Origin of the sequence: Streptomyces sp. NPDC051310, from assembly GCF_044455245.1 — a bacterium.
Lineage (GTDB): Bacteria > Actinomycetota > Actinomycetes > Streptomycetales > Streptomycetaceae > Streptomyces.
Genome location: NZ_JBITEO010000036.1, coordinates 39,436 through 53,432, shown reverse-complemented (window position 1 = coordinate 53,432; position 13,997 = coordinate 39,436). Strand labels below are relative to the sequence as shown.

The 13,997-nt window shown below is 71.6% G+C and carries 10 protein-coding genes; 4 read left to right on the top strand and 6 right to left on the bottom strand.

From position 1 onward, the window contains the following. Positions 1–419: 419 nt before the first annotated feature. Together ACIA79_RS32755 and ACIA79_RS32750 are read right to left on the bottom strand one after the other, a co-directional pair. Positions 420–1,634, bottom strand: coding sequence for a cytochrome P450 (locus ACIA79_RS32755; RefSeq protein WP_399432062.1), 1,215 nt, complete (start codon positions 1,632–1,634; stop codon positions 420–422). A gap of 98 nt (positions 1,635–1,732) precedes the next feature. Then, complete coding sequence (locus ACIA79_RS32750; protein ID WP_399432060.1) at positions 1,733–3,289, bottom strand: aminotransferase class III-fold pyridoxal phosphate-dependent enzyme; 1,557 nt, start codon at positions 3,287–3,289, stop codon at positions 1,733–1,735. A 393-nt stretch (positions 3,290–3,682) separates the two neighbouring features. On the opposite strand from ACIA79_RS32750, the gene ACIA79_RS32745 reads away from it, so the two are divergent. After that, the gene (locus ACIA79_RS32745; RefSeq protein ID WP_399432059.1) at positions 3,683–4,663 is read left to right on the top strand and encodes an ATP-binding cassette domain-containing protein; all 981 of its coding nucleotides are present in this window, start codon (positions 3,683–3,685) and stop codon (positions 4,661–4,663) included. Next, on the top strand, positions 4,660–5,511 hold the full coding sequence (locus ACIA79_RS32740; protein WP_399432058.1) for an ABC transporter permease: 852 nt from the start codon (positions 4,660–4,662) through the stop codon (positions 5,509–5,511). Before ACIA79_RS32745 ends, ACIA79_RS32740 begins: the two co-directional genes overlap by 4 nt. A 132-nt stretch (positions 5,512–5,643) precedes the next feature. On the opposite strand, the gene ACIA79_RS32735 is transcribed toward ACIA79_RS32740, so the two are convergent. From ACIA79_RS32735 to ACIA79_RS32720, 4 genes are all read right to left on the bottom strand, one after another. Beyond that, the gene (locus ACIA79_RS32735; protein WP_399432057.1) at positions 5,644–6,510 is read right to left on the bottom strand and encodes an SDR family oxidoreductase; all 867 of its coding nucleotides are present in this window, start codon (positions 6,508–6,510) and stop codon (positions 5,644–5,646) included. 764 nt (positions 6,511–7,274) lie between these two features. Beyond that, entirely contained in the window at positions 7,275–8,066 is a 792-nt protein-coding gene (locus ACIA79_RS32730; protein WP_399432056.1) for a LuxR family transcriptional regulator, read from the bottom strand. 316 nt (positions 8,067–8,382) lie between these two features. Continuing rightward, positions 8,383–9,174: a DNA-binding response regulator gene (locus ACIA79_RS32725; RefSeq protein ID WP_399432055.1), complete on the bottom strand. Its 792-nt coding sequence runs from the start codon at positions 9,172–9,174 to the stop codon at positions 8,383–8,385. 450 nt (positions 9,175–9,624) lie between these two features. Next, positions 9,625–11,592 carry an ABC1 kinase family protein gene (locus ACIA79_RS32720; protein WP_399432054.1) on the bottom strand — a complete coding sequence of 656 codons (1,968 nt, stop codon included), beginning with the start codon at positions 11,590–11,592 and terminating at the stop codon, positions 9,625–9,627. A gap of 441 nt (positions 11,593–12,033) precedes the next feature. Between ACIA79_RS32720 and ACIA79_RS32715 the strand changes: the two genes are divergently transcribed. Together ACIA79_RS32715 and ACIA79_RS32710 are read left to right on the top strand one after the other, a co-directional pair. After that, a complete protein-coding gene (locus tag ACIA79_RS32715; RefSeq protein WP_399432053.1) occupies positions 12,034–13,095 on the top strand; it encodes a polyprenyl synthetase family protein in 1,062 nt (353 codons plus the stop codon). A 177-nt stretch (positions 13,096–13,272) separates the two neighbouring features. Continuing rightward, positions 13,273–13,770, top strand: coding sequence for a GNAT family N-acetyltransferase (locus ACIA79_RS32710; protein WP_399432052.1), 498 nt, complete (start codon positions 13,273–13,275; stop codon positions 13,768–13,770). Positions 13,771–13,997 lie beyond the last annotated feature (227 nt).

Genomic DNA, 13,997 nt, shown 5'->3' with positions numbered 1-13,997 from the left:
CTCCGACGTGAAACGGTCACCCGTCAGCTGCATACCATCACCGGAATCACCCGCAAAACGGATGATCACCCGATCCAGACGGCGTACTTCCTTCTGTCCGGACGGTGCGTACGGCCCGGCGGCCCCGGTGCCGCCGGCCGGTTCCGCCGGACTGCTGACCTGACTGGTCACTGAACTGGACCTCCCTCGATGCCGCGGCACGGGAGGAGCCGGTCCACCGAACCTCCCGGGGCAGGCCACATCCACACCACAAACCCCGTTGCCTCACGACGTGCTCATCGGAACTGACATCTGTGCGCCTGACACCGCACCGCCGCACCGCGTCATGCGGTGCGCGTGCGGCGGCCCGCTCGCGGCGGTCTCCGCGGGAACGGACCGGCCGGGGCCGCCGCCTCGGCGGTACGGCCCCGGCCGTGGAGTCAGACCGTGATCGGTACGTCCTTGGCGCTGCGCAGCTCCACACGGTCGCTCCACACCACGTCGCCGGCCAGCTCCAGGGAGTCGAACCGCTCGACCAGCCCGCCGATCGCGATCCGGGCCTCCATCTTGGCCAGCGCGGAGCCGAAGCAGTGGTGCGCGCCGGCACCGAACGAGACGTGCTGGCGTGCCTCGGCACGGTCGATCCGCAGCTTGTCGGCGTCCTTCCCGAAGTGGTCCTCGTCGCGGTTCGCGGCCGCGATGGCCACCATCACGAGCGAGCCGCCGGGGATCTCCTTGCCCCGCAACGGGTACGGCCCCGTGGTGATCCGCCTGGTCTGCTGGATCGGCGGGTCGTAACGGAGGAACTCCTCGACCGCGTTCTCCGCCAGCTCCGGCCGGCGCCGCAGCAGGTCCAGCTGGTCGGGGTTCTGCAGCAGCGCGACCACGCCGCCGCCGATCAGGCTCACCGTCGTCTCGTGCCCGGCCGCGTAGAGCAGCAGCACCTGGGCGACCAGTTCGTCGGCGGTGAGTTTGTCGCCCTCGTGCTCGGCGGCGATCAGCGCGGTGAGCAGGTCGTCGGCCGGGTTGGCCCGCTTCCAGTCGATCATCTCGCGGGTGATCCGGACGAGTTCCTCGATCGCGGCCATGCCCTCGATCAGCTCGGCCTCGTCCAGCAGCTCGGGCGAGCGGTGGATCTTGCCGGTGAGTTCGCGTATCCGGTCGCTGTCCGCCGGCGGTGTGCCGAGCATGTGCGAGATCACCGCGAACGGCACCGGGAACGCCAGCTCGTCCATGAGGTTCACCCGGCCGCCGTCGGCGATCCGGTCCAGTCCCTCGTTCACCAGCTTGGTCACCACCGGTTCGAGCGCGGTGACGGACCTCGGCGTGAACGCCTTGGTCACCAGCGACCTCAGCCGGGTGTGGTCCGGCGGGTCCACGTCGAGCAGCGACAGGCTCATGACGTTCGCCGCCTCCACCATCGCCGGCGGCAGCTCCGGCTGGGGAGCGTCCGCGGCACCGGCCAGGTTCTTCTCGTTCACGGACATGCGCGGCGCGCGCAGCACGGCGGTCGCGTCATCGTGCCGGGCGACCATCCAGTAGCCGGCGGGGTGCTCGTACACAGGGTCGGTCGTGCGCAGCCTCGCGTAATGCGGATAGGGGTCGTCGGCCAGTCCCGGCAACGACGGGTCGAACAAAGGCTCAGTGGTGGTCACAGTGATTCCCCCTGTGCAGTGTCGGTGGTGAAGTGGCGTACGCGGTGCGGGGTGTGCGCGAACATTCCCGGTGCCTCTCGCATGGAAATGCCGCGTTGTTATGCGAAACGGCTCGCGTCCTGGTCCCGCAGGATCTGGCACACGTCGCGGAACGCCGTGTCCAGCTGGGTGATCTCCTCGTCCGAGAGATATATCGACGGCTCGAACCGCATGGTCTCGTCGCTGCTCGCCGTGGAGAAGATGCGGACCCGGTGCTTGCGCAGCAGGTGCCCGCCGATGATGTACGACAGGGCCTCGTGCTCGGCCGCCTCGCGGATCTCGGGCGACGCCGAGCCCGACTGCTCGTGGATCTCGAACCCGAGCATCAGGCCCTTGCCGCGGACGTCCTTCACGACGTCCGGGTAGTCGGCCTTGATGGCTTCCATCATCGCCCTGGCCTTCGCGCCGGCTTCCGCGGCCAGCTTGTACGCCTTGCCGTCCTCGGCCTCCAGCATCTGCAGGACCTTCACGGCGACGAGGCTGGAGAAGCCGTCCCGGCCGAAGGTGGAGGTGTGCAGCATCTCGAATTCCTTCTGGTACCGGTGCTCGTTGATCAGCACGACGCCGAGCTTTGCGATACCACCGCCGAGAGCCTTGGCGAGGACGATGTAGTCGGGCTTCAGGCCGATCTGCGTGCCCGCGAGGAACGTGCCGGACCGCCCCATCCCGGACTGGATCTCGTCGGCGACCAGCGGCACGCCGAGCGTGTCGCAGGCCGCGCGCAGCGCGCGGGCCAGCTCCGCCGACAGCGGGACGATGCCGCGCTCCCCCATGATGGGCTCCACGACGAACGCCGTGAACAGCGGGAAGTCGCGCTCCACCACATCGATGACGCCGTCCTGCACGACGACGTCCAGCAGCGTGGCCCGCTCCTCGTCGGCGACCTTCCCGATCATCTCGGGGCGGTCCCGCGGGATGAACCGGGTCTGCGCGGCGAGCGCCTTGAACGGGGCCCGGAACACCTCGTTGTACGTCAGCTGGACGCTGCCGATGAGCTTGCCGTGGAACCCGCCCTCCAGTGCCAGCAGCAGGGGCGGGCGGGCCTCGGTCTCGGCGTTGCGGCGCTTCACCTCGGTGACGAGGTGCTCGAAGCCGGCTCCGCCCGCGATCGCCGCGGCGGCCTCGGAGACCGTGGCGCCCTCGGTCACGGCCTGACGCGCCTGCTCGACGTGCGCCTCGATCTCCTCCTGCAGCGCGGCGATGCGTACGCCGCGCTCCAGTTCGGCGTGCTTGACGGCGATCTCGACGGCCTCCGCGCCGGTGTTGCCGAAGTGGGCGAAGAACTTGTCCTCGGTCTCCAGCTCACGCCGGACGATCTTGTTCAGCTCGGCGGCGAGGTTGATGCCGAAGGTGTAGCCGGCCAACTGCGTGTGCACCGGGACCTGCTGGTCCAGCAGCCACTTGGCGTGCGCGACGATCTCCGGGTTGTTGTGGCCGAACATCAGGGAGCCGAACCCGCTGGCAGCGTCGAAAACCCCGACCTCGGTGCCGTCCTCGGCGATGTAGTACAGCGTGTTGCCCTCGGCGCGCACGTATCGCACCGCGAGGCCGAACTCGTCCAGGGTTTCGATCATGAACGAGTCCGCGAACTCGGGCGAACCAATGGTGGGGCGCATCGTTTTCTCCGATTGACAGGTCGAAAATCTGCGTCTGCCGGGTTCCGTCTGGTTCCGGACTTCGGGACGTGGGTAGGTCTGACCCGGCGCCGTGTCGCCGAGTTGCCCTGGCCTGTAGCCCTATCACGGGAATCTCCGGCGCTCTCTCCGGTGTGGCAGGTTCAGGGCAGATCAGGATCCGCGCATGGCAGTTTGCGGACAACGGCGGAGCCGTCGTCACGCCGGGAAACTAAAGTCCTGTTGCCCGCAGCGTGGACCATCGCCGGGCCGGTGGTTGTGGTTACCCCGGAACGCGTCTGTTCGTGAGTCGGCCGGCCGCCGCGTGAATACGCCGGACGGCCCGGCATATCCGGTGCGACGGGGACACGAAAGGGAGACGGAAGTGAGTCAGCTATGACCGCCTTGGCAATCGAGGCCACCGGACTCGTGAGGAAGTTCGGCAACGCCCGGGCCGTGGACGGGGTGAATCTGTCCGTCCCGGCCGGCATGGTCTACGGGGTGCTCGGTCCCAACGGCGCCGGCAAGACCACGACGGTGAGGATGCTCACCGCCCTGCTCAGGCCGGACGGGGGCGAGGCACGGATCTTCGGGCACGACGTCGTCCGCGAGGCCGACGCGGTGCGTTCCAGGATCAGCCTCACCGGCCAGTACGCCTCGGTCGACGAGGACCTGACCGGCACGGAGAACCTGGTCCTGCTCGGCCGCCTGCTGGGGTACCGCAAGCCGCAGGCGCGCGAGCGCGCCGCGCGGTTCCTGGAGGCCTTCGGCCTCACCGAGGCCGCGGACCGGCAGGCCAAGACCTACTCCGGCGGCATGCGGCGGCGTCTCGACATCGCCGCGTCCATCCTCAGCACGCCCGACGTGCTGTTCCTCGACGAGCCGACCACCGGGCTCGACCCGCGCAGCCGCAGCCAGGTGTGGGACATCGTCCGGGCCATCGTGGCGCGCGGGACGACCGTCCTGCTGACGACCCAGTACCTGGAGGAGGCCGACCAGCTGGCCTCCCGTATCGCGGTGATCGACCGGGGGAAGGTCATCGCCGACGGCACGCCCGGTGAGCTCAAGGCGTCCGTGGGCGGCGGGAGGCTCCGCCTGCGGGTCCGTGACGCCCGGCAGCGGGGGACGGCGCAGCAGGTGCTCGCCACCGCTCTCGGCGCCGCGGTGCAGCTCGATCAGGAACCCGTCGCCCTCACCGCCCAGTTGCGCGGGACCGGCGACGACCGGGCGGCGGCCGAGCAGGCCTCGCGGGCCCTCGCCGAGCTGGCCTCGGCGGGCGTCGCCATCGACGGCTTCGCCCTCGGGCAGCCCACCCTCGACGAGGTGTTCCTCGCCCTCACCGACCGCCCCGCCAGGACCGAGGAGGCAGCGGCATGACGACCGTCGGTACGGAACCCGTCGGCAGTCGCGACGAGACGTCGGTGGTGGCGAACCTCGACGCCCTGCTCGACTCCACGCACAAGCCCCCCCGGCCGTCCGCCTGGTCGGCGTCGGTCACCTTCGGGTGGCGCGCGATGCTCAAGATCAAGCACCTGCCGGAGCAGATGTTCGACGTCACCGCCTTCCCGATCATCATGGTGCTGATGTTCACCTACCTGTTCGGCGGGGCGCTGGCCGGGTCGGTGACCGACTATCTGCAGTACCTGCTGCCGGGCATCATGGTCACCAGCGTCGTCATGATCACGATGTACACCGGTGCGGGTGTCAACACCGACAGCCACCGCGGTGTGTTCGACCGGTTCCGCACGCTGCCGATCTGGCGCCCGGCGCCGCTGCTCGGCGCGTTGTTCGGGGACGTCCTGCGGTACCTGACGGCGGCACTGGTCGTCCTGGGCCTCGGGCTGGCGCTGGGCTTCCGGCCGCAGGGCGGTGTGACCGGCGTGGTGCTGGGCATCGCGCTGCTGGTCGGGTTCGCGTTCGCGCTCTCGTGGCTGTGGACGATGGTCGGGCTGCTGATGAAGTCGGAGAAGTCGGTGATGGGGATCAGCATCAACGTGCTGTTCCCGCTGACGTTCCTGTCCAACGTGTTCGTCGAGTCGGACACCATGCCGGGATGGCTGCAGGCGGTCACCGCGTGCAACCCGGTCACCCACCTGGTCACCGCGACGCGCAGCCTGATGCACGGCGACCCGGACGGCGGCGAGATCACCTGGGTGCTCATCGCCGGAGTGGTCCTCGTCGCCGTGTTCGGCACGCTGACGATGCGCTTCTACAACCGGCGGTGACCGGCACCCCGGGGTGACGGCCCGGCCGGGCCCGCCAGGACCTGGGCGTGGCGGGGCGCGGGCGGTACGCCGCCGACCGGTGCGGACAGCACCCCTGGGCGGGGTGCTGTCCGCACCGTCCTGCCGCCGCCGTCATGTGCTCCGGTCGTCCGGGGAGCCGGTGGGGGCGCCGGCCGTCCTCCGCCGTGCTGCCGTGCGGACCGTTCCGTCCAGGTAGCGGCGGATCAGCGGGTCGATCACACCGCCCCAGCTGGCCAGTATCCGGGTGAAGCCGTCGAGGTAGATCAACGGCCGGCCGCGGTCCAGCCCCCGCAGGACCCCGCGTGCGACGGTCCGTGGCGGAAGCGGTCGGCCGGGGCCGGGGATCGCGTTCAGTTCGGCCGGCCGGTGCCGCAGTTCCTCGGCCAGCTGCGGGGTGTCCACGTCGGGCGGGAAGACGCCGGCCACCCGTATGCCGTGCGGGCACAGTTCGTTGCGCAGCGCCTGGGTCAGGCCGAGTACCGCGGACTTGGCCGGTCCGTAGGCGGTGTAGCCGAAGACGCCGATCAGCGCGGCCGTCGAGACGATGGTGACCACCGTGCCGCGGCCCCGCCGCACCATGCCGGGCGCCACGGCCCGCACCGCCCAGAGGGTGCCGTAGTAGTCGACCTCCATCATCGTGCGGAACACGTCGTCGGGCATGTCGAGGAAGTAGCCCGGTCTGGCCTGGCCGGCCGAGGTCACCAGCACCGCACAGGGCCCGGCCTCGGCTTCGAGCTCCTCGACGGCCGACGCCAGCCCCGCCGGGTCGGTGACGTCCGCACTCCGCGTGTGCACCGTGGCGCCGGCCTTCCGCAGACGGTCCGCCGCCGCGGACAGCCGGCGCTCGTCTCGCGCCAGCAGCGAGACCACCGCGCCCCGCGCGGCGAACTCCTCGGCCAGCGCGAGCCCGATGCCGCTGGAGCCTCCGGTCACGATGACGTGTTCACCCGGCCGCAGCCAGTCCTTCTTCCGCGTCAACTCCGTCGCCTTTCTGGACTTGTAGGAATGACCGCCGGCAGCCGCCCGTCCGCAGATATCACGGGAGCGGAGCGAATTCCGCATCCTGCGGCGGCACAGCGCTCCCGGGCGTGAACGGAACAAGGGGGACCTGAGAATTCCGGCCCGCTTTTTCCGGCCGGGTCCTGTGGTGAGGGCGGGCCCGGGTGCGGGTGCAGGTGCGGGGCCGGGCCCGGGTCCGGACGCACACCTCGGTGCGGGGACGAGCCGGCCCGCGTGGGGCCGGACGCAGGATGGCAGCGGTCGACGATCGGCGGCCGGAACCCCGGCCGGTTGCCGGCAGAGGTCATCGGTGACCTGCGGTGGACCCGGATCGCCGCTCGGGGCGGCCACGTCGGTACGGACCGCGTCAGGCGGAGCGGACCCGGTGCCTCACGATGCACAGCGTCCACACCACCCCGCGGATCTGCTCGGCCGTCACCGGGGCCATCACGCCCGGCGACGACGCCCCGGACTGCCACCGGATCTCCGGCTGTGGTGCACGGGGATCCGGTGACGACGCCGATTCGGCATTCGGATCCCCGTGCAAGGGCGGGTTTACGGATCGGGGTCTCCGCAGCCGCCGGAAAGGGCAAGGGCTCGGGGGATATGAAGGCCCGTGCGCTCTCCTGACGAATATTCAAGTACAGCCACCGGCGGGCTGCAACGCCGCTTTCAGGAAGCTGCCAGCCCGAGGTACGCCGGCCTGACCCGGCGCACGGCCGGGTGCGGTGCCGGGCACCGGGTCAGACGCGGAGACCGCCGCCGGGAGACGCCATGTCGGCGGGGGGCAGCAGGCCCAGGGCGGCGGCCCGGACCCCGGCCTGGAAGCGCGACTGGGCGCCGAGCAGCGCCATGATCTCGGCGACGTGCCGCCGGTAGGTGCGCACCGAGACGGTGAGTTCGCGTGCGGCCACCTCGTCGGTGACCCCGGTGCGGAGCGCGCCCAGGATCTGCCGGGCCAGCGAGGCCCGCTCCCGGTCGCCGAAGACGATGCGCTCGCCGGCCGGCACGGCGTTGCGCCAGATGCTCTCGAAGAGCGTGCCGAGGGTGTGGAGGACCTCCGGGGCGCGGATCAGGGAGGCCCGTACGCCCCCCGCGGACTCGGCCATCACCAGGGCGCTGCTGCCGTCGACCAGCAGGGCCTGCAGGGGCGGGACGCGGGCGACCCGGATGGCCACGGGCTGTTCCAGTGCCAGCTGTTCGCGGACGAAGTCCTCGTCCACCAGGACCGGGCTGGTCAGCAGCCGTACGGAGACCCCGGCCGGGGCCGAGTAGATGAGGTTGCGCTCGGCCCGCGCCCGGCGGGCCGCCTCCTCCCCCACGCCGGGCACCCGGGCATCGACGATGTCGATGGTCCGTACGGCGCCGCGGATGAGGTTCGCCGCGTGCTCCAGGACGGGCGCGTAGCCCCCGTCGACCGTGGCGATCTGCTGTTCCCGGATGCTGCGGTCCCGGTGGATGGCCACCGTCGACTCCATCAGGGCCAGTACGTCCAACAGTGCTTGTTCCAGCTCGTCCTTGGTCGCGTGCGACACGCGGCACCACCATCCCCGTTGGTGTTCATGTTGCTGCGCGGAGCCTCCGGACCGACGCCCCGGACCTGGTCGGGTCCATATGGACGGGAACGCCGCAGTCAGGGAGTGCTCCCCCCGTGCCTGCAGAACAGTACTTGAATCACCAAGACTAGTTAAACGAGAGGAAAAGAAGTGAAGTAGAGCACAGCCCGGAGGCAAGGCATGGGAAATTCCGGGCCTGTCCGGGACGAACGGCCCGAGTGCGGGATGAACGGAACGGCGGACCCGGCCTGCCGGCCGGGTCCGCCCGATGTCCGTCCTGTGCCGTGCCGGTCGGCTACTCCGAGAGCAGACCCAGTTCCACCGCTCGCACGCCCGCCTCGAACCGGGAGCCGGCGCCGAGCTCCCGCATGATGTCGGCGACATGGCGCCGGTAGGTGCGCAGGGACACGTTGAGGTCGCGGGAGGCGGCGGCGTCGGTGCACCCGTCCCGCAGCCGCTCCAGGATCCGGCGGCTCAGCTCGCTGCGCAGCTTCGGGCTCAGCGCCAGGTGGTCGTCGAGCCTGCGGCCGCGGGACCAGGCCCCGGCGAAGAGGAGTTCCAGGGCGCGCACCGCCGCGGTGTCGTTCACGAGCGTCGCCTGCCCCTTGACGTTGCCCGTGACCGCGAGGACCAGGGCGGAGGAGCCGTCGACGACCACCATGTCGCGCAACTCGGCCTCGGACACGCGGACTTCGAAGCGGAGCTCGGGTATGCGGGTCAGCAGGGCGAGAGAGGCGTCGGCGACCTCCGGGGTGCACATCATCCGCACCACGAGACCGGGTTCGAGGGTCTTCAGCGCCTTGCGGGTGAGGTACAGGAAGGTCTCGCTTCCGGTGATGGCCACGCAGACCGAGTGCCGTGCGGCGCGGGCGAGGTCTTCGACGGCCGGGCCGAGCACGGCGACATCGGCGTGCGGGACGGCCGGGCCGGAGGCCGGCCGCTCCCGGTACATGGACACCGTCGACTCGACGAGCGCACGTGCCTGCAGCAGGGTCCGCTCCACGTGCGCGGCGTGGTCCAGCGGCATGGCGTCGGAGGCGTCCTCCCGGTCCGCGGCCGCGGGTTTGATGGCATCATCACCTGTCACTGCATCCCCCTTTGTCATATGCGAGCGATCGGCGTCCGGTCGGTCGGCGCACGGAAATGAGATAGCTTCTTCAACTGTTCAATGAAGAAGTATTTCCCTGCTTTTCGGACGCTCCGCGAGGCCAGACACTAGTTCGCAATGTCCGGCGGACGCTAGGGCAATCCTGCCTCGTACGGTTCCGCCCCCGCCCACCGCCCCGCACATGACGACAACTACTGAACCGGGCAGTCCGCTTTATCGGGGTGAGAAGACATCGCCCGCTGATTCGACCGGTACGGACCTTTTGCCGTGCCGCGCATTCCCGGCGAGGAGTTCCACCAGGGCCGGTCTTCGCGGTCAGTGGTTTCACCATGGATCCGTACCGCGGATTCCGGTTACGGGATTTCGGCCGTCACCGGCCGGGCCGGTCCACGGGGCTGCGCCGCACGCGGACCGCGCCCCGGCCACGGCTCACCGGCCGGGCAGTCTCCGCTGCGCGTGGAAGATCCCGAACACCACGCGGGTCACCACCACGCAGCTGAGCACCAGCAGGTTGTAGCCGATCAGCTGAAGCAAGGTCAGGGAGTCGTGGAGCACCGGGCCGTGGTCCGTGCCCAGCAGCAGGACGGCGATCAGACCGGTGATCCCGCCCAGGAACGTCAGCAGCGTCTCGTGCACGAGCGTACGGACGAAGCGCCGGTCCCGCTCGTCGGCGAGCAGCCGCACCTGCACACCCAGCCGGCCGTGCTCCAGCGCGTCGGTGATCCGCTCCACCCGGCGCGGCAGCCGGCGGAGCATCGGGGCGAGCGCCATGGCCTCCTCGGCGATGACCTGGCCGATCGAGCCGGGGCTCAGCTCGCGTTCGAGGTGCCCGGCGGCGAAGGCCCTGGCCTCCGCCACGATGTCGAAGCCGGGCACCATCTGCTCCATCGCCCCCTCCAGGGTGGCCAGCGCCCGGAAGGTCGCGGCGATCTCCGCAGGCATGGTCAGCCCGTGCCGGGCCACCAGCAGGAACAGATCGGCGAACATCTTCCGGTCGGGCCGCACCCCCGGCGTCAGGTGCCGGGCCATGAACCGGCCGAGCGCCCGCTCCAGCCGGATCTCGTCGATGTCCTCGCGCCGGTCCACCAGCTCCAGCAGCGCGTCCGACAGCGCCACCGGGTTGTTGTGGTGCACCGCCAGCAGCAGGTTGCGCAGCGCCGCCCGCAGCACCCGGTCGATGCGCCCCACCGAGCCGAAGTCGAGCAGGCCCAGCTTGCCGTCCTCCAGCAGCATGATGTTGCCGGGGTGCGGATCGGCGTGGAACACACCGCCGATGAGGATCTGCTCCAGGATCCACTCCAGCAGTTGCCGGGCCATCCCGGTGCGGTCCAGGCCCCGCTCCTCGATGAGCGTCCCGGCCGCGTTCAGCGGCACGCCGGCCAGCCAGTCCAGGACCAGCACCCGGCGCGTGCACAGCTCCTCGTGGACGTGCGGCATGCGGACCGGGGACACCGCGTCACGCCGCTCGGTCGCGGCCCTGACGGTGGCCATGTTGCGGGCCTCGATGCGGAAGTCCAGCTCCTCGGCGAGGGAGTTGGCGAAGCCCACCGCGAGGTCCACCGCGCCGAAGTCCCGGCCCCACGCGGTGTGCTCCTCGATCTTGCGGCTCATCCGGAACAGGATGTCCACGTCCCGGTCGACCACCGACCGGGCACCGGGCCGCTGCACCTTGACCACCACCTCTTCGCCGGTGGTCAGCCGGGCGCGGTGCACCTGGGCGATCGAGCCCGCGGCGAGCGGCTCGCGGTCGAACTCGGCGAAGAACACCCCGGGGTCCGTGCCGAGTTCCTCGGTCAGTACGCGCTCCACGTCGGTCCAGGGCTCGGCGGGCACCTGGTGCTGGAGCTTGGTGAGTTCCTCCACGAACTCGCCCGGCAGCAGGTCGCAGCGCGTGGACAGCATCTGGCCGAGCTTGACGAAGGTGGCTCCGGCCTCCTCCAGCGCCAGCCGTACGCCGGTCGCCAGCTGCTTCCGCTCGGCGACCGCCTCGGGGCCGCCCCGGCCCCGGCCGCGCAGCGCCCCGCCCAGGCCGTGCCGGATCGCGATCCGGCTCAGCTCGGTGTAGCGGCGGGCCCGCGCCACCCGGCCGCGCAGGGCCTGGGGCCAGCGCACCACTTCCGAGAGGGAACCGGCGGGCACCAGGGCGTGCGAGAGGGCGAGGAAGACCACCGCCACCAGGACCGTCAGGCCGATGTGCACCGACACGAGGGCCCCGCGACGGGCTTCCCCCATCGCCGCGCCGATCAGTGCGCCGGCCCCCATGGCGACCAGTCCGGTGAGCGCCGCCCGCACCGTGCCGATCCGCAGGCCCAGCAGGCGCCGTGCGCCGACGGCGAGCACCGCGACGGTCGGCACCAGGGTGATGGCGGCGATGAAGAGGTAGAGGGTCAGTTCCATGAGCGTGCGCCGGCCTCTCCGACGCCCCGTGCTGGTGGAGGAATGTGTCCCCCGAGGCTAGGGAGCGGGGGCGCGGGGTGCTCCGCGGATGTCCGGTTGCTGTCACGCACCCGCCCGCCGCCGGGAGGAGCGCCGCGCTGCCCGCGTGCGGGCCGGCGGCCGGCCCGGCCGAACGCACCCGGCTGGGCAGGTGATACGTCCCTCCGCGGACCGGCCCGCCGGCTGTCCGGGATGTCCGGTCGGGGTCGGGGCGGCCGGCAACGGACCGGCGGCGTGCGCCGGGAAAGTCAGCAGGAAGCTGACAGGTTCCTGCCCAGTGCCGCGGCGGGGAGCGCGGTGACACCTTCATGTCACCTCTGTTGTAAGGCGCTTGTGACCGGATGAATGCTGTCGACACGGACGAGAGACGACTGGCCGCCTGGGTCGCGGAGGGGTTACCCGATGAGTACCGGACAGCTGTACGGGGCGGAGGCGGGGACGGCCTTCCCGCCCGGCCCTCCCGCCGCCGACCCGCTCCAGCGGCTTGCCCTGACGGAACCCGAGTTCGAGGCGCGCCTGCGGGGCTCCCTCGCCCGCGCCGAGGAACTGATCCAGGCAACCGCCCACGACGCCCCGGACCCACGGGTCGCCGCCCTCACCGGCCACCTCGCCGCCACCGGTGGCAAGCGCCTGCGCCCCCTGCTCGTCCTGCTCGGCGCCGAGTTCGGCGACCCCTGGGCCGACGGGATCGCCGAGGCCGCCACCATCACCGAACTCGTCCACATCGCGTCGCTCTACCACGACGACGTGATGGACGGCGCCGCCACCCGGCACGGCGTCCCGAGCGTCCACGCCCGCTGGGGCGAGCGCGCGGCCGTCCTCGGCGGGAACTGGCTCTTCACCCGTGCCGCCCGGCTCGCCGCCGGCCTCGGGCCCGCAGCCGTCCACCTCCACGCGGAGGCCGCAGGACGGCTGGTCGCCGGACAGCTGCGCGAACTGGCCGGCCCCGGCCCCGGCGAGAACCCGGTCACCCACTACTTCCACGTGGCGGCAGGCAAGACCGCCGCCCTGCTCGCCATGGCGCTCGGCATCGGCGCCGTCCAGGCGGGTGCCCCCGCCGCGGCGGTCGCCGCGCTCACCGCGTGCGGGGAGCAGCTCGGCATCGCCTTCCAGATAGCCGACGACCTGCTCGACCTGAGGTCGCCCACCGAGCTCACCGGCAAGAAGCGCGGCAACGACCTGCTGGCCGGCGTGCAGAGCCTGCCCGTGCTGCTCGCCCGGGAGAGCACCGACCCGGCCGACGCCGAGCTGCGGGTCCTGCTCGGCGCCGGCCCCGTCCCCGCCGCCGACGTCCCCCGGGCCCTGGAGCTGTTCGAGCACTCCCTCGCCCTCGCCGAGACCGAGGCCGTCATGCACCGCCACCTCGACCGTGCCCGTGCGGCCTCGGCCGCGCTGCCCGACCTCCCCGCCCAGCGCGGCGCCCTGCTCGCCCTCTGCGACTACGTCGCCCTGCGCACCGGCTGAACCCGGCTCGCGTCCGGCCCTCCCCTCGCGTCCGGCTGCGCCGGTGGCCGCCGGGGGGCCACGCACCCGGAAGGGCCCGGCGGCCTGCCGTGCGGATCGTGCCGGGTGGTAGCCGGGTGCGAGGGGCCGCCGGAAAGCGGTGTGCGTGCACGGCCGGTCCCGGGGCAGGCGGGACGCATGCAGGGACACCATGCGCACGCCATGCCGACGGCCCCGCGTCCACTGCCCTGGCTGTCCGCGGGCCGGCACCTCCTCCTTCCGCGCCGGCGGCCCAAACACCGCCGCCCCACACCGGTGCGGGGCCGCTGGCACCGCAGGGTGCTCGCCTACCGCGACGTCACCTTCGAGAACGCCGCCGCTCCGGCGGGGCCGGGGGCGCAGTGCCTGCTGCTCGTGCACATCCGCCAGGTCGTCGGAGAGGTGACGTACCGGGTGTGCGGAACCTGCTCCACGGGCCTGATCACCGCGGTCGCCGTCGACGAGCGCTTCCGGTCCAGCGGTCTGGGCACCCGGGCCCTGTCCCACCTGCGCAGCCGCTACCCGGACGTCTCCTGGCACACCACTGCCCAGGAGCGCGCCACGCGCGACCTCTTCCGCCGCATGCGCGTCCCCACGACGGCCACCGGCGCAGCGTGCCCCCACACCGACGCGGACCGCGAGGGCCGGTGGTCATAAGGGCGGGGTGAGGCGCGTCCGGCTTCGAGAAGGGGTGATCCGCCCGGGCGGGCGCCGGGGCGAGGAGGTGTACCCACTCCTCGCCACTCTCAACGTATAGCGCACCGGGGGGCTTGCGGCAAGACCCCTCCCGTGCCGCAGAATCACTGGCTCAAGCCAGGAGTTGCGGAAAAAACGGGAGATACGCGACGTGCGTGCGGTGTTGTCGGTTCATGAAGTACGGGGTG